At 58.5% G+C, this 22,075-nt stretch carries 20 protein-coding genes; 10 read left to right on the top strand and 10 right to left on the bottom strand.

Annotated elements, in window-relative coordinates:
* Nucleotides 1-243 precede the first annotated feature (243 nt).
* The 3 genes from G5380_RS16530 to dtpB all read left to right on the top strand — a co-directional run bounded on the left by G5380_RS16530 (nucleotide 244) and on the right by dtpB (nucleotide 4,612).
* Complete coding sequence (locus G5380_RS16530) at nucleotides 244-1,416, top strand: MFS transporter (protein ID WP_421209730.1); 1,173 nt, start codon at nucleotides 244-246, stop codon at nucleotides 1,414-1,416.
* A gap of 18 nt (nucleotides 1,417-1,434) precedes the next feature.
* Entirely contained in the window at nucleotides 1,435-2,397 is a 963-nt protein-coding gene (yidZ, locus tag G5380_RS16535) for an HTH-type transcriptional regulator YidZ (RefSeq protein WP_216979315.1), read from the top strand.
* A gap of 709 nt (nucleotides 2,398-3,106) precedes the next feature.
* Nucleotides 3,107-4,612, top strand: coding sequence for a dipeptide/tripeptide permease DtpB (gene dtpB / locus G5380_RS16540; protein ID WP_421209728.1), 1,506 nt, complete (start codon nucleotides 3,107-3,109; stop codon nucleotides 4,610-4,612).
* A 60-nt stretch (nucleotides 4,613-4,672) separates the two neighbouring features.
* Here dtpB and ruvX read toward each other — a convergent pair whose 3' ends face one another.
* The 7 genes from ruvX to metK all read right to left on the bottom strand — a co-directional run bounded on the left by ruvX (nucleotide 4,673) and on the right by metK (nucleotide 10,337).
* Nucleotides 4,673-5,095: a Holliday junction resolvase RuvX gene (gene ruvX / locus G5380_RS16545; protein WP_005343821.1), complete on the bottom strand. Its 423-nt coding sequence runs from the start codon at nucleotides 5,093-5,095 to the stop codon at nucleotides 4,673-4,675.
* 43 nt (nucleotides 5,096-5,138) lie between these two features.
* Nucleotides 5,139-5,693 carry a YqgE/AlgH family protein gene (locus G5380_RS16550; protein ID WP_005349793.1) on the bottom strand — a complete coding sequence of 185 codons (555 nt, stop codon included), beginning with the start codon at nucleotides 5,691-5,693 and terminating at the stop codon, nucleotides 5,139-5,141.
* Nucleotides 5,694-5,894: 201 nt separating this feature from the next.
* A complete protein-coding gene (gshB, locus tag G5380_RS16555) occupies nucleotides 5,895-6,845 on the bottom strand; it encodes a glutathione synthase (RefSeq protein WP_040066605.1) in 951 nt (316 codons plus the stop codon).
* Between the two features lie 114 nt (nucleotides 6,846-6,959).
* Nucleotides 6,960-7,691, bottom strand: a complete 732-nt coding sequence (gene rsmE / locus G5380_RS16560; protein WP_227341158.1) for a 16S rRNA (uracil(1498)-N(3))-methyltransferase — start codon at nucleotides 7,689-7,691, stop codon at nucleotides 6,960-6,962.
* A gap of 119 nt (nucleotides 7,692-7,810) precedes the next feature.
* Nucleotides 7,811-8,515, bottom strand: a complete 705-nt coding sequence (locus G5380_RS16565; protein ID WP_266134110.1) for an endonuclease — start codon at nucleotides 8,513-8,515, stop codon at nucleotides 7,811-7,813.
* 74 nt (nucleotides 8,516-8,589) lie between these two features.
* Nucleotides 8,590-9,117 (bottom strand): SprT family zinc-dependent metalloprotease, encoded by a 528-nt coding sequence (locus tag G5380_RS16570; protein ID WP_421209723.1) that lies wholly within the window; start codon nucleotides 9,115-9,117, stop codon nucleotides 8,590-8,592.
* A gap of 68 nt (nucleotides 9,118-9,185) precedes the next feature.
* Complete coding sequence (metK, locus tag G5380_RS16575; RefSeq protein ID WP_005338519.1) at nucleotides 9,186-10,337, bottom strand: methionine adenosyltransferase; 1,152 nt, start codon at nucleotides 10,335-10,337, stop codon at nucleotides 9,186-9,188.
* A gap of 349 nt (nucleotides 10,338-10,686) precedes the next feature.
* Here metK and tkt point away from each other — a divergent pair, with 349 nt between their 5' ends.
* Together tkt and G5380_RS16585 are read left to right on the top strand one after the other, a co-directional pair.
* Nucleotides 10,687-12,678, top strand: a complete 1,992-nt coding sequence (gene tkt / locus G5380_RS16580) for a transketolase (RefSeq protein ID WP_421209719.1) — start codon at nucleotides 10,687-10,689, stop codon at nucleotides 12,676-12,678.
* Between the two features lie 135 nt (nucleotides 12,679-12,813).
* Nucleotides 12,814-13,347, top strand: coding sequence for a hypothetical protein (locus G5380_RS16585; protein WP_421209717.1), 534 nt, complete (start codon nucleotides 12,814-12,816; stop codon nucleotides 13,345-13,347).
* A 176-nt stretch (nucleotides 13,348-13,523) separates the two neighbouring features.
* On the opposite strand, the gene G5380_RS16590 is transcribed toward G5380_RS16585, so the two are convergent.
* A complete protein-coding gene (locus tag G5380_RS16590; RefSeq protein ID WP_421209715.1) occupies nucleotides 13,524-14,555 on the bottom strand; it encodes an NAD(P)H-quinone oxidoreductase in 1,032 nt (343 codons plus the stop codon).
* Nucleotides 14,556-14,690: 135 nt separating this feature from the next.
* Between G5380_RS16590 and G5380_RS16595 the strand changes: the two genes are divergently transcribed.
* The 3 genes from G5380_RS16595 (at nucleotide 14,691) to G5380_RS16605 (ending at nucleotide 17,291) form a co-directional block, all read left to right on the top strand.
* Nucleotides 14,691-15,563, top strand: coding sequence for a LysR family transcriptional regulator (locus G5380_RS16595; protein WP_201955215.1), 873 nt, complete (start codon nucleotides 14,691-14,693; stop codon nucleotides 15,561-15,563).
* Nucleotides 15,564-15,708: 145 nt separating this feature from the next.
* The gene (gene hchA / locus G5380_RS16600) at nucleotides 15,709-16,572 is read left to right on the top strand and encodes a glyoxalase III HchA (RefSeq protein ID WP_058057895.1); all 864 of its coding nucleotides are present in this window, start codon (nucleotides 15,709-15,711) and stop codon (nucleotides 16,570-16,572) included.
* A complete protein-coding gene (locus G5380_RS16605) occupies nucleotides 16,569-17,291 on the top strand; it encodes a PA1136 family autoinducer-binding transcriptional regulator (protein ID WP_421352920.1) in 723 nt (240 codons plus the stop codon). The genes hchA and G5380_RS16605 overlap by 4 nt, the downstream gene beginning before the upstream one ends.
* A gap of 72 nt (nucleotides 17,292-17,363) precedes the next feature.
* Here G5380_RS16605 and G5380_RS16610 read toward each other — a convergent pair whose 3' ends face one another.
* Complete coding sequence (locus tag G5380_RS16610) at nucleotides 17,364-18,629, bottom strand: RidA family protein (RefSeq protein WP_421209712.1); 1,266 nt, start codon at nucleotides 18,627-18,629, stop codon at nucleotides 17,364-17,366.
* Between the two features lie 868 nt (nucleotides 18,630-19,497).
* Between G5380_RS16610 and G5380_RS16615 the strand changes: the two genes are divergently transcribed.
* Nucleotides 19,498-19,845, top strand: a complete 348-nt coding sequence (locus G5380_RS16615; RefSeq protein WP_254204217.1) for a hypothetical protein — start codon at nucleotides 19,498-19,500, stop codon at nucleotides 19,843-19,845.
* A 54-nt stretch (nucleotides 19,846-19,899) separates the two neighbouring features.
* Here G5380_RS16615 and G5380_RS16620 read toward each other — a convergent pair whose 3' ends face one another.
* The gene (locus G5380_RS16620; protein WP_227341148.1) at nucleotides 19,900-20,502 is read right to left on the bottom strand and encodes an HAD family hydrolase; all 603 of its coding nucleotides are present in this window, start codon (nucleotides 20,500-20,502) and stop codon (nucleotides 19,900-19,902) included.
* A 173-nt stretch (nucleotides 20,503-20,675) separates the two neighbouring features.
* Between G5380_RS16620 and G5380_RS16625 the strand changes: the two genes are divergently transcribed.
* Nucleotides 20,676-22,052 carry an MDR family MFS transporter gene (locus G5380_RS16625; protein ID WP_421209709.1) on the top strand — a complete coding sequence of 459 codons (1,377 nt, stop codon included), beginning with the start codon at nucleotides 20,676-20,678 and terminating at the stop codon, nucleotides 22,050-22,052.
* Nucleotides 22,053-22,075: the final 23 nt, after the last annotated feature.

Genomic DNA, 22,075 nt, shown 5'->3' on the forward strand with positions numbered 1-22,075 from the left:
ACTTTTTATCGCGTTTATTTTTACTCAGCTCACGGTGCTCTTCTGCCCGGCGGCTTGTCCATCTAGTTGCCTGAATAGCACACCGATAGAAACAATATTTCCATTTTGGAATGTATAGATCGCCATCTCTTCACTAGGTGTGGTGGTAGCCCCCTCCTATAGTGCTCCGCATAGTCACCAGTTTGCCTGCTGTTTGTCGCGCTTTTGGCCGAACAGGGGCCAGATTTCTGTTACGGAGCCTCCATGAGAACTTTTTTGCTGTGCGCCTTTCTGATGATCATCCTCTATCCGGTCGGGATCGATCTCTATCTGGTCGCTGTGCCCCAGATTGCCGATGCCTTGCAGGCGAGCGAGGCGCAGATCCACACCGCCTTCTCTATCTATCTGTTCGGTATGGCGGCCACCGTGCTGCTGGGCGGGATGATTGCCGATCGCTACGGGCGGCGCTGGGTGGTGCTCGGGGGGGCGCTGATCTTTGTCCTCGCCTCGCTGGTGGCAGGCAATGCGGAGGAGATTGGCCAGTTCTATTTCGGCCGTTTCTGGCAGGGAGTCGGGGCGGGGGCGCTCTATATCATGACCTTTACCGTGCTGCGGGATGTGCTGAGTCAGGAGCGGCTGGCGATGGCGCTCTCGATGATCAACGGGGTGATCTGCGTGATCCCGGTGCTGGCGCCGGTGCTCGGTTACCTAATTCTGTCCCATTTTGACTGGCGCGGGATCTTCGTGGCGATGGCGCTGGTGGCGGCTGTCAGCGGTCTTGTCAACCTGCTGCTGCTCAAGGAGACCCGCCCGGCGCGGCAACCGGGGAGTAGCGCGGGGCAACCCTTTGCCCTGCTGCGCTCCCCGCGCTTTATGTTGCTCTCCCTGCTGACCAGTGCCAGCGTGACCGCCATTCTGGTCTATGTCAGCGTCTCGCCGCTGATCCTGATGAAGGAGTTTGGCTTCACTACCGAGCAGTACTCCATCGTGATGATGGTGATGGCCGGCGTGAGTATGTCCACCTCCTTTCTGATGCCCCTGCTGTTGCGCTGGCTGGGCAAACAGAAGGTGCTGGCGGTGTCTCATCTCTCCTATCTGCTGGCGGCGTGCTCACTGATCGGCAGCTGGCAGGCGGGGGGCGATATCCATCTTTTGCTGCCGGGGTTTGCGCTGGTCTGTGTCGGCTTCTCCTGTGGCTTCGGGGTAGCGATGGGGGAGGCGCTCGATGGTTGTCAGCATAACGTGGCCTTTGCCAGCGCCGTGCTCTGCATCATGCAGATCAGCCTCTCCGGCCTCTATATCTGGCTGCTGGGCCAACTTGGCTTTACTCCGTCCGAGATGCTGATCTGCGCTCTGCTGCTGGCACTGCTCAGTTACCTGGCTGTCAAAGGGCTGTTACCATGGCTCGCGCTTCGTGAAGCGCGGTCGCAGGGCTGATGGAAGATGAGAGGGGATATGCGCAATCTGGGTGAACTCGATTTGAACCTGCTGGTGGTATTCAAGTACCTGATGCAGGAGCGCAGTGTGGCAGGGGCGGCGAAAAAGCTCTGTGTCACTCCGTCGGCGGTGAGCAAGTCTTTGGCCAAATTGCGGGAGTGGTTTGACGATCCCCTGTTTGTACGGGTACGGCAGGGGTTGCAGCCCACCAACCTCTCCCTGACCCTGGAGGAGGAGCTGAAGGTCTGGTTCCAGCTCACTGACAACATCACCTCGCTCAATAGCGAGGCGATCCCCGATGGTGCCCGCTTCACCCTAGTGATGGAGTCCCCCTTCTACATCAGCTTCCTGAGCGATCTGCCCATGACCATCTACCAGAAGTACCCCAACTCGGTGGTCAGGATGCTGGGGTGGGATCACCACTCCCTCAACGACATCGTCAATGGCGATGCGGATCTCGGCTTCTGCGCCCGCGAGACCCATGGCCGCTCCCTGGCCAAGGTCAACCGCTTGCCTTATTACATCGATCACGAGGTGCTGTTCACCGATCGCCCGGTGGTGTTCCTGCGCAAGGATCACCCCTTGCTCCAGCAGAAGTGGTCGCTGGAGAATTTTTTGGCCTGCCCCCAGATCAGCATGGTGTGGGAAGCGAACGATACCTGGGCCCTCGACAGTCTGCTGGAGGACGAGGGGCTGAAGCGGGAGGTGCCCATCATGGTCTCCAGCTTCGAGCAGGCGCTGCATATTGCCTCCCAGTCGAGCCACGAGCTGATTGCGGTGGCGCCCTCTTACTGTGGTGGTTATGCCAGTCGGCATCACGACAATCTGATCGCCATGCCGCTGCCGCTCCCCGAGAAGCTCTACGCCCAGCTGGAGATCGCCTTCATCCTGCTGTGGCACAAACGGCACAATCAGGATGCCAAGGTGATGTGGCTGCGCAACGAGATCCGGCGGCTCTACAACGACGAATCGCCACGCTAATGTGGCCGTGACGGTGCCCATCGAGCAGCCGGAGCCATCTGCTCCGGCTTTTTGTTGTCGTATCGCCCGGATGAGTGGGCTTTTGCACGACTTAAGTGCCGAGTTCGGGTTCAATTGTGTGCCATTCAACTCTCTTTATGCACAGATTAGCCTTGGTTGCACGTCTCGAGTGAAGCTCTTTTCACGAAAAAAATTCATATGGTTTCATTAGAAAACTTCACTAATGGTCACTTTTAAAGTGTGATCGACCATTAAGTTCCTGTATTTGCAGTGATATAGCATGACACCCCTTGGAATGGCGGGGTTAGATAGCGCCTGCGTAGGTGACTGTCAGTAGAGCGCGGCGTGAGCCAGCCCCACAGGTCGTCTGTGGCCGTGTCATGCCCCGGCTATCTGGCCACCAGCCATGAGTGACGGAGCAGAGAGGAATAAGCATCAAGGTTGATAAACCGGCTTGAGTGAAGGGATGCAGCAAAGGTAGAACCCGGAGCCGGTAACTGTACTGGGAGACGCCACTCACCATCCCCCGATAACCCGTAATTGAAACCGGCTAGATGAAAAACACCTTTCATCGAACGGGGCGCTTGCACCCGAAAATAGCCAGATTGGCAGGCTGACTGTGCTCTCCGTTATAGCAATGGCGGGCAAAAAATAGTGCGGCAGCCACCATCAGATTAATAAAAATAAATCTCAGCAAAGGCAGGTTGATATGCGTCCAGCAACAGCACCGACCGGGTTGTTACAACAACCCAAACCCTTCTTTATGATATTTTTCGTCGAACTCTGGGAGCGCTTCGGTTATTACGGCGTGCAGGGGGTATTGGCGGTCTTCTTTGTGCAACAACTGGGATTTTCCCAAGAGCAATCCTTTATTACCTTCGGTGCCTTCTCGGCGCTGGTATATGGCCTGATTTCGGTCGGTGGCTATGTCGGTGACCATGTTCTCGGCACCAAGCGCACCATGGTGCTGGGGGCCGTAGTGCTGGTGATAGGCTACTTTATGACCGGTCTGTCGATCTACAATCCCGACCTGATTTTCTATGCGCTGGGCACCATTGCGGTCGGTAACTGCCTGTTCAAGGCCAATCCGGCCAGCCTGCTGTCAAAATGCTACCAGCCAAAAGATCCGCGGCTGGATGGGGCTTTTACCCTGTTTTATATGTCGATCAATATCGGCTCCCTTATTTCCCTCTCGCTCGCGCCGGTAATTGCCGAACACTACGGCTATACCGTGACCTATAACCTGTGCGGGGTGGGGCTGATTATTGCGCTGCTTACCTTCTTTGCCTGCCGCAATATGGTCAAGGATATTGGCTCCGCGCCGGATCACCTGCCGCTCGATTACAGCAAGCTGCTGCTGGTTATATTGGGCTCGGTAGCCATGGTCTTCTTCTGCGCCTGGCTGATGCACCACGTGGTGATCGCCAACATGGTGCTGATGACGGTGACCATCGCCGTGGTGATCTTCTTCTTTCGTGAGGCGTTCAAGCTTGACACCGTGGGCCGCAACAAGATGTATGTGGCCTTCGTGCTGATGCTGGAGGCGGTGCTCTTCTACGTGCTGTATGCCCAGATGCCGACGTCTCTGAACTTCTTTGCCATCAACAACATGCACCACGAGATGCTGGGCATGAGCGTCAACCCAATCAGCTTCCAGGCGCTCAACCCATTCTGGGTGGTGGTGGGTAGCCCGGTACTCGCGATGATCTATACCCGGATGGGCAGCAAGGGGCGGGATCTCACCATGCCGCTCAAGTTCACCCTCGGGATGTTCTTCTGCTCGCTGGGCTTTCTGACGGCGGCGGCATCCGGCTGGTGGTTTGCCGATGAGCAGGGGCTGACCTCCCCCTGGTTTATGGTGCTTATCTACCTGTTCCAGAGTCTGGGCGAGCTGATGATCAGTGCGCTGGGGCTGGCGATGGTCGCCGCGCTGGTGCCACAACGGTTGATGGGCTTCATTCTCGGAATGTGGTTCCTGACTCAGGCGATGGCATCCCTGCTGGGTGGCTATGTGGCGACCTTTACCGCCGTGCCGCAAGGGATGACGGATCCGCTGCAAACTTTGCCCATTTACACCGGCGTATTTGGCAAGATCGGGATGGCGACCCTGCTGATTGCGGTAGTGATGGGGCTGATGGTGCCCTGGCTCAACCGGATGATGAATGCGACGCCGACAGAGGCCGAAGGTCTGGTCGCGGGTCCATCACAGGCGTAATGAGGGGAGGATAGTGCGAGACAAGGCAAGGGCGGCGACCCTTGCCTTGCTGTTGATGGCTTAGTTGTACTGCTCTTCCATCCAGGCTTCGACGATCAGCTGCGCCGATACCCCGTCCACACTGCCTTTCTCCAGCGCGCGATAGCCGCCTCGCTCAAACAGGCGGGCGCGGGCATCTGTGGTGGTGAGTCGTTCATCCTTGAACTCCACCGGCTTGCCGAAACGGCCATGCAGCCGGTTGCCGAATTTGCGGGCCCGTACCGTGATCTCCTGATCGGTGCCATCCATGTTCAGCGGCAGACCGACCACCAGCAGGTCCGGTTGCCACTCCTTGAGCAGCTTCTCAATCTCGTCCCAGTTGGGGATGCCGTCGTTGGCCTTGAGGGCGCGCAGAGGCTGGGCGGTGCCAGTCAGCTCCTGACCGATGGCGACACCAATGCTCTTGGTGCCATAGTCAAAGCCCATGATGCTGCGTGATGACATAACTGATAAATCCTCGAAATAGAGAGCGGAGCGGGCCAGCCGATCAGCTGTGGCCGATGTCGCTGGAGAGGTGAACCGGGTTCACCCCTATGCTGGCGGCAGCTTGCTGCCAACGTTTGTGAATGGGGGTCTTGAACACCAGAGCCGGATTGGGGGGGATCACCAGCCAGGCGCCGTCCACCAGCTCCTGCTCCAGCTGCCCGGCGCTCCAGCCGGCATAGCCAAGGGCCACCAGCCAATGGGCAGGAGCCTCGCTCGTACCCAGGGTTTCCAGAATATCCTTGGAGGTGGTCACCATCATCTCATCCCCCACCTGCAGGGTGGAGTTGAAACCGGGGCGGAAGCTGTGCAGCACGAAGCCGCGATCGGCGTGAACCGGCCCCCCTTGCAGTACCGGCTGCTTGAGCTCCGGGTTGTTGGGCGGATTGAGCTGGAGCTGGGTCAGCATGGTTTCCAGCGACATCTCCACCGGAATGTTGACGACCAGTCCCATGGCGCCCTCTTCGTTGTGCTCGCACAGATAGACCAGCGAGCGCTCGAAGTAGGGATCCGTCAGGCTTGGCATGGCAAGCAGGAAGTGATTTTGCAGTGTTTGCATAGAGGCCAAATAGTGCAAAGGTATTTGAGGTCAATTATGGCAGTTGATCCCCATGGGAAAAACCGCTTTTTGGGCTGGGCGAGATCCCGCCTCTTTCCGGATTGCCTTGAAACAGAGAGGGTGGCGCTGGGCCTCCCTCTCTGTTTCCGGGCTTGTCAGGGACGGGTTACCCCTGAACAGGCCGGTTAGCCTGCCTGGCGATTATTTGCCCAGCCGACGCTCGATGGCATCCATCAACATGCCGGTGATGTGCACATCGAAGGCCGCTTCAATCTCGCGAATGCAGGTCGGGCTGGTGACGTTAATCTCGGTCAGCCGATCGCCGATGATGTCGAGGCCGACGAAGATAAGGCCCTTCTCTTTTAACGTCGGGCCCACCGCGCGGGCGATAGCCCAGTCAGCTTCGCTCAGGGGACGGGCTTCACCACGGCCACCGGCCGCCAGATTGCCACGGGTCTCACCCTGCGCCGGAATGCGGGCGAGGCAGTAGGGAACCGGTTCACCGTCCACCACCAGCACCCGCTTGTCGCCATCCTTGATGGCGGGCAGATAGGTCTGCGCCATGCAGTATTGGCTGCCGTGGGCGGTCAGGGTCTCGATAATCACCCCGACGTTGGCGTCATCCTCCTTCATGCGGAAGATGGAGGCGCCGCCCATGCCGTCCAAGGGCTTCAAGATCACGTCTTTGTGCTTGGCGTGGAAGGCGCGCAGCTTGTCGGCGCGGCGGGTCACCAGCGTGGTCGGGGTGTGCTCGGCAAACCAGGCGGTGTAGAGCTTCTCGTTGGCATCGCGCAGGCTCTGCGGCTTGTTGACAATAAGGCAACCCTCATCCTCTGCCCGCTCCAGCATGTAGGTGGCGTAGATAAATTCGGTGTCGAACGGCGGATCCTTGCGCATCAGGATCACATCGAGGTTGGAGAGGGGCTGATCCACCACCTCGCCCAGCGTGTACCAGTCGGCATAGTCATATTTGACGGTCAGCGGGCGCATGGTGCCAAAGGCGCGACCGGCTTCCATGTAGAGATCCTTCATCTCCAGATAGAAGAGCTCATAGCCGCGCTTTTGCGCCTCTTCGAGCATGGCAAAGCTGGAATCTTTCTTGATGTTGATGGCCGAGATGGGGTCCATCACGATGCCGAGTTTAATGGTCATCCGCTGTTCCTTTTTAATGGCTCGATAGGGTTGTAGGGTCGATTAGCGCAGCGTAATCGGCCGCTTGCGGCTGCGTCGATGCAGCCATGGGGCTGATTGATGCGGCCGATAGTATCAAGCGAGATCGCCAAAGCGGCACTGCAGCGCAGTGATCGCAGTCAGGGCGGCGGTTTCGGTGCGCAGCACCCGCGGCCCCAGCAGCATCTCTTTGAAATCTTCCTGCACGGTACGGGCGATCTCGTCGCTCGACAATCCCCCTTCCGGGCCAATCAGCAGGCGCACCCCATGCTCGGGAACGGGCAGGGTGTTGATGCTGTACTCGGCGCGCGGGTGCAGGTTGAGCTTGAGTTCCTTGGTCTCTTCTGCCAGCCAGGCGTCCAGTTCCATCGGCATGCGCACCTCTGGCACCACGTTGCGGCCGCACTGTTCGCAGGCGCTGATCACCACCTTTTGCCACTGCTCGCGCTTCTTCTCCAAGCGGTCTGCCGGCAGCTTGACGCCACAGCGTTCGGAGAAGAGCGGGGTGATGCAGGTGACGCCCAGCTCCACCGATTTCTGGATGGTGAAGTCCATCTTGTCGCCACGGCTGATCACCTGACCGAGGTGGATGGCCAGCGGTGACTCCACCGATTGGACGTCGCAGCGGTCGATGGTTACTTCCACCGACTTCTTGCCAATGCTGGCGATGGTGGCGGGATATTGATTGCCATCGCCGTTAAACAGCTCAAGCTGCTGGCCCGGCTGCATGCGCAGTACCCGGCCGATATGGTTGGCGCCGTCTTCCGACAGGGCGATGGTCTGGCCAACTTGCAGGGTGGCCGGTTCATAGATACGTGGAATGCGCATGGCTGCTTGTCAGTCTCTTGCTTGGAAACCCTTTATATCCTGCGGCGAGCAAGGCTCACGCGGCAGTGGGGAAGGGTTTCATGGTTGGAGGGGCGATCCCCCTCCCTGGTCAAATGGGGTTATTGGCACTGCTTTTCAATAAAGGGATTGGTATTGCCCTGCAGCTTGCCGATGCGGCGGTTGCGCTCGCACTCCCAGCCTTCTGCCGGGTACTGGCGATCCCAAGCTTCAAACAGTTTACGCTGTTGCGCTGCCAGACGCAGCCCATACTGCTGGCTCATGTAAAGGTAGGCACGGGCAATCTGGCCCCGTACCGGCCCCTTGGGCGGTTGCACCCGACGATCCTTGAAATCCACCAGCATCTGGCACTGGCCGTACTGATCCGGCTTGCCGTTCCAGTCGGAGAAGCGGTAGTTGGCCCGATCTCCATTCACCTCGCCGATGGCGGGGAAGAGGTTGTGCATGTCCCCCTCCATCTTGTTGAACTCGGGACTCGCTTTTTCGCAGTTCTTGCGACCGCCATCCTGCCAGCATTGCAGCTGGTGGCCGAACTCCCAGGCCGGGACCACGTGTTCCCACTCGATGCGGGCGGCGCGCTTGGCCTGCTTGCGTGGCTCATAGCCGCAACTGGCGAGATCCGGGCTCATTTTCTTGCCCTGATAGTCGATGTCACAGCCGCAGTAGAAGGTGGTGACCGCAGGTTGGCTGCGATAGAGCTTCACCAGGTCCTGCTTGGCTTCGCGAAAGGTCTGGGCGTGCAGGGGGGAGCTGAGCAGCGGTAAACCGGCCAGCAGGGTCAGGGCGAGGGAGGAGATGAAACGCATGGGATTCCTTGCAAAACAGGGTGATTGACGAACGATGGCGGGCACCCTACCACAGGGGCGCGACACAAGCTGGCTTACTGCTCTGGCTCCGGCCGTTCCCGCTCCAGCGGCTGCTTGCAGCGACGACAGTGATAGCGGGCTTCGCCACGTACCACCTTGTTGTGGCGGCGAGTAGAGAGCTGATGCTGCTGGCAGTGACAGCGATAGGGCACGGTGCGCTGGGCCAGTACCGCCAGATCGAAGCTGTGGGTAGTTCTGGGCTCAAGGCCGAACACCTCCCGCATCACCGATTGCCACTGCTTGCCGTGGGGCAAGACCCGGTTTTTGCCGCGCCCTTCACCCCACAGGGCATAGACCAGCAGATGGGCCACCTCGTGGGGCACCACCTCATCCAGAAACGCCTGCTGGTTGGCCTGATAGAGGGCGGGATTGAAGCGTAGCTCCCAGGTTTGCAGTCGCGCCGAGCCCGCCGCCCGGCCCCGCATATTGCAGTAGATCCGCGGGCGTGGGAAGGTGCGGCCAAGGCGCGCCTCGGCCTGCACAAAGCAGGCCTCTACGCGTTGTTGCAGCAGGGCGACAAGCTGGGAAGGGGTGGCAGACATCAACATCTCGTCAGATAGCGGATAAGCAAAAGGGGAGCCAGGCTCCCCTTTTATCACAACAGCGAGCCTTACAGGCCAGCGGCAGAACGCAGCAGTTCGGCCTTGTCGGTCTGCTCCCACGGGAACTCGTCGCGACCGAAGTGACCGTAGGCAGCGGTAGCCTGGTAGATCGGGCGCTTCAGATCCAGCATTTCGATCAGGCCATACGGGCGCAGTTCGAAGTGCTCGCGCACCAGCTTGACCAGCAGCTCCTCGGCGACCTTGGCGGTACCGAAGGTCTCGACGCTGATGGAGGTCGGCTCGGCCACGCCGATGGCGTAGGAGATCTGGATTTCACAGCGATCGGCCAGACCGGCGGCAACGATGTTTTTGGCAACGTAGCGGGCGGCGTAGGCTGCAGAACGGTCAACCTTGGACGGATCCTTACCGGAGAAGGCGCCACCACCGTGACGGGCCATGCCGCCGTAGGTGTCGACGATGATCTTGCGACCGGTAAGACCGCAGTCACCCATCGGGCCGCCGATAACGAAACGGCCGGTCGGGTTGATGAAGTATTTGGTGTCCTTGTTGACCCACTCGGCCGGCAGCACCGGCTTGATGATCTCTTCGCGTACCGCTTCAACCAGATCCTTGTGGCTGATGGATTCAGCGTGCTGGGTAGACAGTACAACGGCATCGACACCGATGATCTTGCCTGCGTCGTCGTAGGCAAAGGTCAGCTGGCTCTTGGCATCCGGACGCAGCCACGGCAGGGTGCCGTTCTTGCGCACTTCAGCCTGACGCTTCACCAGCAGGTGAGAGTAGGTGATGGGGGCCGGCATCAGCACGTCGGTTTCGTTGGTGGCGTAGCCGAACATCAGGCCCTGGTCGCCAGCGCCCTGCTCCAGCGGATCGCTGCGGTCAACACCTTGGTTGATGTCCGGGGACTGCTTGCCGATGGCGTTCAGCACGGCGCAGGAGTCAGCGTCGAAGCCCATGTCGGAGTGGGTGTAGCCGATTTCACGCACGGTATCACGCACGATCTCTTCGATATCAACCCAGGCAGAGGTGGTTACTTCGCCGGCCACCATGACCATACCGGTCTTGACCAGGGTCTCGCAGGCGACACGGGCCTTGGTATCTTGCTTGAGGATGGCGTCCAGTACCGCATCGGAGATCTGGTCCGCAATCTTGTCTGGATGGCCTTCGGAGACCGACTCGGAAGTAAACAGCTTTGCCATGATATGAATCTCAGCTTGTCTGGGTTATCGCCACAGCAATAACCGGGTGAATGGGATGGTGTAGAGGTATCTACATCTGGACGTCTATATTAATTAGCGCCCCCCGCGATTGCCAGCACTATTTTGTCGCGCAGTGTCCAATGGGTCACAAGCGGTGCTCTCCTATCCCGAAAGGGATGGAAATCAAACGTTTTTCTCTGGTTGCTTTGGCCAATAGAGGGCAAGAAAAGCGATTGTCCTCCCAAAGCCACTTTATTCATCCAGATAATATTTGCACGCCGCGCGCCCTGCTGGGACAATAACGCGCCTTAATCTTGGCCATCAAATGAAGCAATCGCAGGAGATTCAGATGCCTTCTCGTAAAGAGCTTGCCAATGCCATTCGTGCATTGAGTATGGATGCCGTTCAAAAAGCCAACTCCGGTCACCCGGGCGCCCCCATGGGAATGGCGGATATCGCCGAAGTGCTGTGGCGTAGCCACCTCAGACATAACCCGAACAACCCCAAGTGGGCCGACCGCGACCGTTTCATTCTCTCCAACGGCCACGGCTCCATGCTGCTGTACTCCCTGCTGCACCTCTCCGGTTATGACCTCTCCATCGACGATCTGAAAAACTTCCGCCAACTGCACTCTCGCACCCCGGGTCACCCGGAGTACGGCTATGCACCGGGCGTTGAAACCACCACTGGCCCGCTGGGTCAGGGCATCACCAACGCCGTTGGTATGGCGATCGCCGAAAAAGCCATGGCTGAGCAGTTCAACCAGCCGGGTCACGACATCGTTGACCACTACACCTATGCCTTTATGGGCGACGGCTGCCTGATGGAAGGTATCTCCCACGAAGCGTGCTCCCTGGCAGGTACCCTGCAACTGGGCAAACTGATCGCGTTCTGGGATGACAACGGTATCTCCATCGACGGTCACGTAGAAGGCTGGTTCACCGACGACACCGTCAAGCGCTTCGAAGCCTACGGCTGGCACGTTATCCCGGCTATTGACGGTCACAGCCCGGAAGCCATCAATGCCGCCATCGAAGCCGCCAAGGCCGAGACCGGCAAGCCGACCCTGATCTGCTGCCGCACCATCATCGGTTACGGTTCTCCGAACAAATCCGGTTCTCACGACTGCCACGGCTCACCGCTCGGCAACGACGAGATCGCCGCTGCTCGTGCCTTCCTGAAGTGGGATCACGCGCCGTTCGTTATCCCGGCCGATATCGCTGCCGAGTGGAACGCTCAGGAGAAGGGCGCTGCACTGGAAGCCGACTGGGCTGCCAAGTTCGCCGCCTATGAAGCCGCTCACCCGACTCTAGCTGCCGAATTCAAGCGCCGCACCGCTGGCGAACTACCGGCCAACTGGGCTGCTGAATCCGCCAAGATCATCGAAACCCTGCAAGCCAACCCGGCCAAGATTGCGACCCGTAAAGCGTCCCAGAACTCTCTGGAAGCGTTCGGCAAGCTGCTGCCGGAGTTCATGGGCGGCTCTGCCGACCTGGCGCCTTCCAACCTGACCATGTGGTCCGGCTCCAAGTCTCTGACCAACGACGATGCCTCCGGCAACTACATCCACTACGGTGTACGCGAGTTCGGCATGTCCGCCATCATGAACGGTATCGCCCTGCACGGTGGTTTCATCCCCTACGGCGCTACCTTCCTGATGTTTATGGAGTACGCCCGTAACGCCCTGCGCATGGCCGCCCTGATGAAGCAGCGCGCTATCTTCGTTTACACCCACGACTCCATCGGTCTGGGTGAAGATGGCCCGACTCACCAGCCGGTTGAGCAGATCGCCTCCCTGCGTCTGACTCCGAACATGAGCACCTGGCGTCCGTGTGACCAGGTTGAATCTGCCATCGCCTGGAAACACGCCATCGAGCGTACCGACGGCCCGACCTCTCTGATCTTCTCTCGTCAGAACCTGGCCCAGATGGACCGTACTGCCCAGCAGCTGGCTGATACCGCCAAGGGTGGCTACGTGCTGAAGGATTGCGCCGGTACTCCGGAGCTGATCCTGATCGCCACCGGTTCCGAAGTGGAACTGGCCGTTGCCGCCTATGAGCAGCTGACAGCCAAGGGCCGTGCCGTGCGCGTGGTCTCTCTGCCGTCTACCGATGTGTTCGACGCCCAGTCTGCCGAGTACAAAGAGTCCGTCCTGCCGTCCTCCGTCACCAAGCGTGTGGCCATCGAAGCCGGCATCGCTGACTACTGGTACAAGTACGTCGGTTTCGGCGGCAAGATCATCGGTATGACCACCTTCGGTGAGTCCGCACCGGCCGAGCTGCTGTTCAAGGAATTTGGCTTTACCGTGGAAAACGTGGTTGCGACCGCTGAGTCCCTTTAATAGCTGAATATTGGGCCTGACAGGCCCAATAACTTGAATAAGAAACGCCTCCCATTGCAAGATGGGGGGCGTTTTATTTAGCTATTAATGTTAAAAATGTTTATCTGATTCAAGAGTTAATACCAGGGGCGTTTTATGCAGGCAGAAACAGAAATCATTGAACTATCTGAATTTCTGTTGGAGTTCAATAAAGAGAGTGACCGAGGGGCTGTGCTTAATGCAGCCGCAGTGTTAGATGACTGGCTAAAAAATATTCTTGAGTCATTTTTTGTTAAAAACAAATCAGGTAGTGAACTTGTGAGTGGTTTCAATGCACCACTTGGAACGTTTGCCGCTAAGGTAACTGCTGCTCATGCGCTCGGTCTTATTGAAGAAAGTGAGTATCATGAGATAACTATAATCCGTAAGATTAGAAATGAGTTCGGTCATAGTTGGAGGGGGGTTGATTTTTGTTCTGGTAAAGTACTAAATCTTGTGAGCCAGTTACCTTGGTGTGGCCCAGATGAGCTGGCATCGAATTCAACACCAAGAATGCGCTTTAATTTTTCTATAGCAATATTACTGTCAGATTTAATGTGGCGTTCAAGATTGGTTGAAAAAGAACGTAGAAAGATTAAGTCGTGGTCAAATAAGTCAAGAAAGTCTGTAGGTTCGATTAGCGAAGCGTAATCGGACGTTCGCGTTCTTTAAGACGATGCCATAAAAATAATACCCCTTCCTGTTACCTAAAAAGAGACCGGCATTTAGCCGGTCTCTTTTTATTTATTGCAACCCTTACGCCTGCGGCGGGGTACTTTCCGCGTTGGATATCACCGCACCCACCTCAACCAAGTCTGCTATGGGCCTTATTTATCTGATGACAAGGGCACCATGGTTAATACCAGCTTGCCGATATGGCGGCCTGAGTCCAGCAAATGGTGGGCTGCGGCGGCCTCATCCAGCGGGAAGGTCTGGTAAACCTGCGGTTTGACCTCGCCGCGTTCGATAAATGGCCAGACATGAGTTTGCAGCTGGGCAATCAGCTCGGCTTTTTCCTGCGGAGTACGCGAGCGCAGGGTGGAGCCGATATGGGTCAGCCGCTTTTGCAGCATGGGAAACAGATCCAGATTGGGGGCGGCGCCCGCAATAATGCCGATCTGGACTATGCGGCCATTGATGGCGGCCGCCGCATAGTTGCGCGCGACATACTCCCCGCCAATGATATCGAGAATGATGTCGGCGCCATGGCCATCGGTGGCGGCATGCACTGCCTCGACAAAATCCTCCTCCTTGTAGAGCACGGCCACATCCGCGCCCAGCTTGAGGCTGGCGGCCTGCTGCTCGGGTGAGCCGACCGTGGTGATGATTTTGGCGGCGCCAAATGCCTTGGCCAGCATGGTGGCGGTCGTGCCGATGCCGGAGGCACCGCCATGGATCAAGATAATGTCGCCTTTTTTGAACTGACCCCGTTCAAACATATTTGACCAGACCGTCATAAAGGTTTCCGGCAGCGCCGCGGCTTCGACAAAGCTCAATCCGGGCGGCAGAGGCAGGACATTGCTCCGGTGGGCGACGCTGTACTCGGCATAGCCGCCACCCGAAATCAGCGCGGCGACCTTGTCGCCAATCTTGAGATGGGTCACCTGCTCCCCCTTGGCGACCACGACCCCGGCGACCTCCAGCCCGGGAATATCCGATGCCCCTGCCGGAGGCGGGTAGAGCCCTTTGCGCTGCATCACATCCGGCCCATTGATGCCGGTCGCATAGTGCCGGATCAAAACCTCATCGGGCTTGGGCGCTGGTGTGGCGCGGGTGGTCAGTTGCAAGACATCGGGGCCACCGGGTTGGGTAATTTCTACCGCGCTCATGGTGGCGGGAATGGAATAGGCGTTATGCATCAGCGGCTCCTTGTAACGAGGTGATATGAGGTTCCCCGAGTGGGATGAGCACCAAGATAGTGGAGATTGCTGATGAATAAACGCAGTATTATCCCTTATCTGTAATGCAAAAATGCATTTCAACCGGGAGTCGTGATGAACTGGGATGATGCGAAAATTTTTCTGGCGTTGCATCGGGAGGGGAGCCTGAGGGGCGCCGCCCGTGTGGTCGGGGTCGATCAGGCCACCATTGGCAGGCGGATTGCCGCACTGGAGCATCGTCTGGCGGCCACGCTGTTTCTCCGCACATCCAAAGGGTATGTGCTGACTCATGTCGGAGAGATAGTGCTGGCCAGCGCCCAGCAGATGGAGCTGGCGGCCATTGATTTTGTGCGGGCGGCGCAAGGGGTCGATAACCGCCTGGTTGGGGAGGTCAGCGTGGCGACCACAGACACCCTGGGGATGGATTTTTTGATACCTGCTCTGACCGAGCTGCATCAGCGTTATTCAGATATCAGGGTCATCCTCAATACCTCGACCCAGGTGGTCAATCTGTCCCTGCGGGAAGCGGATATCGCGATCCGGACGGTGAAGCCGGACAATCCCGACCTGATTATTCGCAAGCTGGCCTCTTGGCCGGTCGGGTTGTATGCCTCCGCCGACTATCTGGCTCGCCATGGCATTCCCGAAGCGGGCACCGGTTTTGCGGGCCATTCGCTGGTGGTGTATGAGCCCCACTGGCAGAGCGCGCGCTCGCCCATGATGCTCGAAGAGGCGGCCGAGGGGGCCACGGTCGCCGCGGGGGTCAATACCAGCCTGATGCTGCGTCAGGCCCTGTTGATGGGGTTGGGGCTTGGCGAGGTGGCGGTTCCGCTCGCCGAGCAAGCCGGGTTGGTGCGGGTCTGGCCCGAGCGGCAGTTACAGCAATCCTACGATGTGTGGCTGGTGACCCATCAGGATGTGCAGCATGCCGCGCGGGTCAGGGCCGTCATGGATGCCATCGTCAGGGCATTTGCCGCGATGGCCTAAGTCTGGCGGGGATTCTGTTCAGGTTTTGTCGCAGCGCGGTCACACCTCTTGCCATAGTCATGGCGGTTGAGGGAAAACCCTCATTTACTTGGTCTCTGACAGTCAATACTGTGAGACCGAGTCCACCACTACTGGAGCCTGACCCATGACCGATATGCTTGTTGACGATAAACAACCGACCCCGGATCCGGCAGAGCAGAATGCCTTCTTCCCATCGCCCTACTCCCTGAGCCAGTTCACCTCGCGCAAATCTGACCTTGCCGGGGCCGACTATCCCGCTCCCTATCGGGAGGGGCGCTGGAAGATCCTGCTGATCGGGGCCGATGAGCGTTATCTGCCCACCGACAACGGCACCCTGTTTTCCACCGGCAACCATCCGGTCGAAACCCTGCTGCCCATGTATCACCTCGACAAGGCGGGCTTTGCCTTTGACGTGGCCACCCTCTCCGGCAATCCGGTCAAGTTCGAGTGGTGGGCCATGCCCGGCGAAGATGAAGAGGTGTTGGGGCTCTATGCCAAATATCAGGCGCAGTTCCGCCAACCGGCCAAGCTGGCCGATCTGCTGAAAGAGGCGCTGGCCGCCGACTCGGACTATATCGGCGTCTTTATTCCCGGCGGCCACGGCGCCCTGATGGGGTTGCCGCAGAGTGCCGAGGTGAAAGCGCTGCTGGAGTGGGCGATGGCCAACGATCGCTTCATCATCTCCCTCTGTCACGGGCCTGCTGCGTTGCTGGCGGTGGCCAATCCAGAGACCTTCGCGGGCTACAAGATCTGCGCCTTCCCCGACGAGCTGGATGCCCAGACCCCGGCAATTGGCTATATGCCGGGCCACCTCACCTGGAAGTTTGGCGAGAAGCTCAAAGAGATTGGCTTCGAGATCGTCAACAACGGCATCTCGGGAGAGGTGTGCCGGGATCGCAATCTGCTGACCGGTGACAGCCCGCTGGCGGGTAATAACCTCGGCAAGCTGGCCGCCACCACCTTGCTGGAGGCGGTTGCCAAGCGATGAGGTTGTCGTCATCGCCAGCGAATGCATTGCAGGTCGCGGTGGCGCTGGAAGGGTGCCAGCGGCTGGAGGAGATCCAGCAACTGGTGCGCGCCTTTGCCACCCCGCTGGGGTATCACCGCTTTGCGCTTTTCTCCATCAGCGCCAGCGAGGAGGGGGTGGTCGAGCATCTCTACTGGCTGGAGGGGGCGTGGCTGGAGAGCGGTGAGGTGGTCGACCTGCATGCCTATATGCGCGAGTGCCCGATGGCGATGCATATCAGGGAGCGAGACCAGCCCTTCTTCTGGAGCAAAACGGTTGGCGCCTCTGGTGAGCAGTACCGTATCGTTCGCCAGCCCGAAGTGCCGGGCCGACATGGCTTGCAGGTACCCGTCTATGGGCCGTTGGGACTGGAGGGGGCGATGAGTTTTGGCGGTGATCAGATCGATGCCAGCGCTCCCGCTCGGGTTGGCCTTGCGCTGATCGCGGTGGCAGCTTTTCATGCAGCTCGTCGCCTGATGGAGATGCCGGTAGCGGGCCACGAGCGCGGCCTCACTGGTCGTGAGCGCGAAGTGCTGGAGTGGGTCTCTCGGGGTTGGCGCCATGCCGACATCGCCACCACCCTGAAGCTCTCGGTGCGCACGGTCGAGAACCATCTGCGCAGTGCCCGCCGTCGGCTGGGGGTGGCCACCATGGCAGAGGCGGTCAGAGTGGCGATCAGGAACCGCGATATCGAGGGCTGAGGGGCTACCTCTTTGTCTGACATGTAAAAAGAGACCGGCATATAGCCGGTCTCTTTTTATTTATTGCAACCCTTACGCCTGCGGCGGGGTGCTTTCGGCGTTGGACATCACTGCATCGATTTGTACCAGAGCACCGGCGGGCAGTTCGCGCACCGCGATCACGGTGCGGGCCGGCAGGTAGGCCGGGAAGTATTTGGTGTAGACGGCGTTGACCGCATCCAGATCCGCGATATTGGCGAGCTGGATATTGACCTTGACGATATCGTCCATCACATGGCCGATGCTCTCCACAATCGCCTTGATATTGCTGAGGCACTGGGCGGTCTGTTCCTTGATGCAGCCAGCCAGGATCTTGCCGGTGGCGGGGTCAATCGGCAGTTGGGCAGAGAGATGGTTGTAGTGGGAGAAGGCGACGGTCTGGGTGTGCAAGGGGCTGCGCGGTGCCTTGTCGGTATTGCGGGCACGGATCACCAGATTGTGACGATCTTCCACCAGTTGCGGCGGGGTGCCGTCACCGTGGGAGATGACCGCATCCATCTGCACCTGTGCCCCCATGGGCAGAGCGGCGGCACTGACCACCGAGCGGGCGGGCAGATAGGCCACGGCGCGGGCAATGGCGGAGTCGGGGAAGAAGGTGGTGTAGACCTCGTTGACAGCATCCAGATCGGCCAGATTGGTCAGATAGACGGTCACCTTGACGATATCGTCGAAGGGCACGTCGATCCCCTCCAGTACCGCCTTGATATTGCGCAGGCACTGGCCCGCCTGCTCCTTGATGCCACCGGCAACCAGCTGGCCAGAGGCTGCATCGACCGGCAGCTGGGCGCCGATATTGTTGTAGTGGGAGAAGGCCACGGTATGGGTGGAGAGCGGATTGTGCGGCGCCTTGTCGCTATTGCGGGCGAGCTTCACTAGCGGGCAAGGATCTTGTGGGAAGGTACCTTCGCCGTTGGAGATGATGGCATCGATCTGCACCAGTGCGCCCAGCGGCAGGGCGGCGACGGCGAGGGTGGTGCGGGTCGGCAGATAGCCCGGGAAGAATTCGCGATAGACGGTGTTGACCGCCTCCAGATCGGCCATCTCTTTCAGGAAGATGGTCGCTTTGACCATATCGTCTATCACATGGCCGATGCTCTCGATGATCGCCTTGAGGTTGCTCAGGCACTGTCTGGCCTGCGCGGTGACATCGCCACTCACCATCTTGCCGGTGGCGGGATCGACCGGCAGCTGGGCGGAGATATTGTTGTAATGAGAAAACGCCACCGTTTGGGTGCAGGGGCCCAGATCCTGGGGTGCATGGGGGGTATTTCTTGCCGATTTGATGATGGTGCCACTCATAGATATGCCTCTTTTTAATATTTGTTGTTCATTCAGGTACAGGTTTACCCCATCTCGTTGTACGCCTCGGCCACTGCGCCAGCGGCGGCATCCCCGGTTATTATTTGTGATCCACTCAATTACTGAGAGGAATAAGGGAGAAGAGGACAGGGTAGATATTTCAGACGCTGCGATTCTATGAGTGGCTATCAGGGGTTGCAAACCGCTGATTGCATTTCTATGAGATGGCTCAATGGGCGCAAATTTAATCATATTGCTATTCAATTCATGCTGAATAGTCACCTGTTTGTCCGCCAATGGCCATGCATCGAACAATAGTCCAGTCCGGGCGGGGGTTGGGGCAGATACCTTGGCAGTGAAGGAGTGTAAAGAAAGGGTTAATGCGATGCATCAAGCTGCCATCAAACGATTTTATTGTGCATAGATATGTACTTTATGTTTTTTTAGTCATCTATCTTGCCGCGCAAAAATATGCTAGCAGAGATTACTGTAACAGTAGTTAAAGATGTGGCTGGAATATAATTCAAATATTTGCATGGGGGATGCTTGTTAATTATCGGTAGGCTGACGGTTGGCCAAGACTCGGAGCGTTTTTATCTTTTTATATATCTGGTGAAATATGCGTGACACAGCCCAGTGGTCCCATATCGAGGTGACCAGGGTTGGCAATATATCGGCTGACCAGGTGCGGCATGGTCAAGGCATCAAACAAGAGGATGACCTTGGCTCGACGCAGCGCTATGGATCGGGCTCTCTGCGCCGGTTGTAGTCTACAGCCTGCCAGGGATGAAAGGGTCGCGGGCGAGGCCAGCTGCCGTGGCATGGTTGTCTGCGGGATTGTTAACAAAAATGTGAACGAGATCACCGGATGGACAAGGGTTTAAGGCTGGAAATGGAGCAGAAAGGAGTAGAATGGCACTTTATTTTTGAGGGTCATTCGATGCCCAACTATCACTTTTTCACGCTGGGCCAGGCGCTTACCTATCTCGATGCCAATGCCCCGCGCTATAGCGATGAGCGTCGTCAACTGGTTGAGCAGGGATTTGCCGCCATGGCGGCCCCCATCTTTGCAGATACGCCGGTTGAAGCACTGGCGTTGCTGCGCCAGCATCAGGCATGGAAGGAGGAAGCCATGGTCGATGCACTCTCCTTGACAGTTGCCACCGGGCCGACGCTCGTCTCCTGTTTGCAGGAGAACCCTTTATCCGCGAGTTGAACAGCATCATGGCACCATCGAGGTGGCGCCATGTTGCCGCTGTCCGCTTGCGAGCTACCTCTGGTGCAGTTCGCCTTCCATTACCAGTAGAGTATCCATCCCTGCCGCCTTGCCAGCCTCAAGCCCGATCCGGGTATCTTCAAACACCAGACAGTTGGCCGGATTAGCGCCGAGCAGCTCGGCCACCTGCAAAAAGGTGTCGGGGTGCGGTTTGTGGTTGGTGACATCATCGGCACTGACCACCACAGAGATATAGGCGTCGAGTCCGGTGCTTTTGAGGATGGAGTCTGCCTGATTGCGCGGTGAGCCGGTGCCAATCCCCATCTTCACCTTGCCGTGATAGTGCCTGACCAGCTCCCACATCTTGGGAAAGACGCTGACCTTGTCGATATGTTCCATATAGAGGGCAATCTTGCGACGGGTAAAAGCCTCGACATCCACCGTCAGCCCCTGCTGCTCGGCCAGCATGGCGATGATCTTGCGGGTGGGAATGCCGCCGTACTGATAGAGCTGATCCCGCTCGAAGGGGATGCCGAACTCGGCGCAGGTGAGCTCCCAAGCATCCAGATGGAGGGGCATGGAATCTACCAAAGTGCCATCCATATCGAAAATCAGGGCATCGTAGTGATCAAACCCGTACTGCTCACGCTCGCTCATGGGGGCTCCTCGAATCAAATAGAGCAGGCTAGCAGAAACGGTCGGCGTTTTGTGGGATCGGCCTCATGGTTGGGCAGATTGTGGCCGCCGTTTTTTCTATCTCTTGCTGATTTGTGAGACAATAATCCGTTCATTGCCGGATACTTTGGCATATCAGATCAGCGAGTCCGCTTATGACCTCGAAAATATCCCCCAAAACCATTTTCTCTAGCGTGGCGCTGGTGATCGCGCTCGGTTCACTGGAAAAGAGCATAGTCACCACCCCGCTGCCCATGATTGGCGCCGAGCTGCATGCCGGTGCCGCCCTCACCTGGGTGGTCACCGCCTACCTGCTGGCGGCCACCGCTGTGCTGCCTCTCTACGGCAAGCTGAGCGATCTCTTTGGTCGGGTGCGGATGCTCAATATCGGCATCGGCCTGTTTCTGGCGGGCTCGGTGGCCTGTGCTCTTTCCCAGGATCTGCCGACCTTGCTGGCAGCGCGGGTGCTGCAAGGGCTGGGGGGCGGCGGCCTGATTGCTCTCGCGTTTACCGTGATTGCCGACACCATTCCACCGCGGGAGGTGGGCAAGTATCAGGGCTACATCTCGGCGGTCTATGCGGTCTCCAGCATCGCTGGCCCCTTGCTCGGCGGTTATTTCACCGAGCAGCTCAGCTGGCGCTGGATCTTCTGGATCAATCTGCCGCTCGGGGCGCTGGCAGTCTTTCTCATCAACCGCAACCTCAAGCAACTCAACGTGCGTCGCCACAGTCGCTTCGACTGGAAGGGGGCGGGTCTGCTGATTACCGTCACCACGCTCACCCTGTTGCTGCTCTCGCCGGAAGCGGCGCTGCCTGCAGTCTGGCTCTCGGCGGCGCTGGGCGTCGCGTTGCTGCTGCTGATTCTGATTGAGCGGCGTGCCCACGACCCCATATTGCCCGCCCATCTGGCGCGGCTGCCCGGCTATCTGGTGAGCGTGCTGCTGGTGATGCTCTCCCAGTTGCTGATGTTTGCCGTGCTGGTCTATCTGCCGTTGCAGATGCAGTGGCAGAAGGGGTTGAGCGCCAGCGAGAGCGGGATGAGCATGGTGATCTTCATGATCTGCATCACCGCCGGGGCCTTTGTCGGCGGCAAGCTGATTGGCCGTACCGGTCACTACAAGAGCTTTGTTGCGGTCGGGTTTGCGCTGGCCGCGGTGGCGCTCTGGCAGATCCACTTCGATGCCTGGGTCAAGCTGGCCCTCGGGTTTGCCGGTATTGGTCTGGGTCTGGTGCTGCCCGCCCTCTCGGTGGTGGTGCAAAATGCCCTGCCACGGCAGGATCGCGGCATCGGTATGTCGCTGTTCAACTTCGGGCGGGAGCTAGGCGGTGCCGTTGGCGTGGCTATCTGCTCCATGCTGTTCCACTTGCGCTTGCCAGCCGGCAGCGATGGCGATCTGAGCCGACTCGCCCCCGGTCTGCTGGCCCCGGGCTTCAGCGCAACCTATATCGGCATGGCATTGATCGCCACACTGGCGCTGCTCATCACCTTGCTGGCGTTGAAGCGCCACGAGCTGGCATCTATCAGCGCCTGATTTGACCTGCGCCGACATAGGCT

Origin of the sequence: Aeromonas sp. 604443, assembly GCF_049170315.1 — a bacterium.
In the GTDB taxonomy this organism is placed as follows: Bacteria; Pseudomonadota; Gammaproteobacteria; order Enterobacterales; family Aeromonadaceae; genus Aeromonas; species Aeromonas veronii_A.

Coding starts and splice junctions, on each gene's coding strand:
- G5380_RS16530 (WP_421209730.1), top strand. CDS start 244: ATGAGAACTTTTTTGCTGTGCGCCTTTCTGATGATCATCCTCTATCCG.
- yidZ (WP_216979315.1), top strand. CDS start 1,435: ATGCGCAATCTGGGTGAACTCGATTTGAACCTGCTGGTGGTATTCAAG.
- dtpB (WP_421209728.1), top strand. CDS start 3,107: ATGCGTCCAGCAACAGCACCGACCGGGTTGTTACAACAACCCAAACCC.
- ruvX (WP_005343821.1), bottom strand. CDS start 5,095: ATGTCATCACGCAGCATCATGGGCTTTGACTATGGCACCAAGAGCATT.
- G5380_RS16550 (WP_005349793.1), bottom strand. CDS start 5,693: ATGCAAACACTGCAAAATCACTTCCTGCTTGCCATGCCAAGCCTGACG.
- gshB (WP_040066605.1), bottom strand. CDS start 6,845: ATGACCATTAAACTCGGCATCGTGATGGACCCCATCTCGGCCATCAAC.
- rsmE (WP_227341158.1), bottom strand. CDS start 7,691: ATGCGCATTCCACGTATCTATGAACCGGCCACCCTGCAAGTTGGCCAG.
- G5380_RS16565 (WP_266134110.1), bottom strand. CDS start 8,515: ATGCGTTTCATCTCCTCCCTCGCCCTGACCCTGCTGGCCGGTTTACCG.
- G5380_RS16570 (WP_421209723.1), bottom strand. CDS start 9,117: ATGTCTGCCACCCCTTCCCAGCTTGTCGCCCTGCTGCAACAACGCGTA.
- metK (WP_005338519.1), bottom strand. CDS start 10,337: ATGGCAAAGCTGTTTACTTCCGAGTCGGTCTCCGAAGGCCATCCAGAC.
- tkt (WP_421209719.1), top strand. CDS start 10,687: ATGCCTTCTCGTAAAGAGCTTGCCAATGCCATTCGTGCATTGAGTATG.
- G5380_RS16585 (WP_421209717.1), top strand. CDS start 12,814: ATGCAGGCAGAAACAGAAATCATTGAACTATCTGAATTTCTGTTGGAG.
- G5380_RS16590 (WP_421209715.1), bottom strand. CDS start 14,555: ATGCATAACGCCTATTCCATTCCCGCCACCATGAGCGCGGTAGAAATT.
- G5380_RS16595 (WP_201955215.1), top strand. CDS start 14,691: ATGAACTGGGATGATGCGAAAATTTTTCTGGCGTTGCATCGGGAGGGG.
- hchA (WP_058057895.1), top strand. CDS start 15,709: ATGACCGATATGCTTGTTGACGATAAACAACCGACCCCGGATCCGGCA.
- G5380_RS16605 (WP_421352920.1), top strand. CDS start 16,569: ATGAGGTTGTCGTCATCGCCAGCGAATGCATTGCAGGTCGCGGTGGCG.
- G5380_RS16610 (WP_421209712.1), bottom strand. CDS start 18,629: ATGAGTGGCACCATCATCAAATCGGCAAGAAATACCCCCCATGCACCC.
- G5380_RS16615 (WP_254204217.1), top strand. CDS start 19,498: ATGGACAAGGGTTTAAGGCTGGAAATGGAGCAGAAAGGAGTAGAATGG.
- G5380_RS16620 (WP_227341148.1), bottom strand. CDS start 20,502: ATGAGCGAGCGTGAGCAGTACGGGTTTGATCACTACGATGCCCTGATT.
- G5380_RS16625 (WP_421209709.1), top strand. CDS start 20,676: ATGACCTCGAAAATATCCCCCAAAACCATTTTCTCTAGCGTGGCGCTG.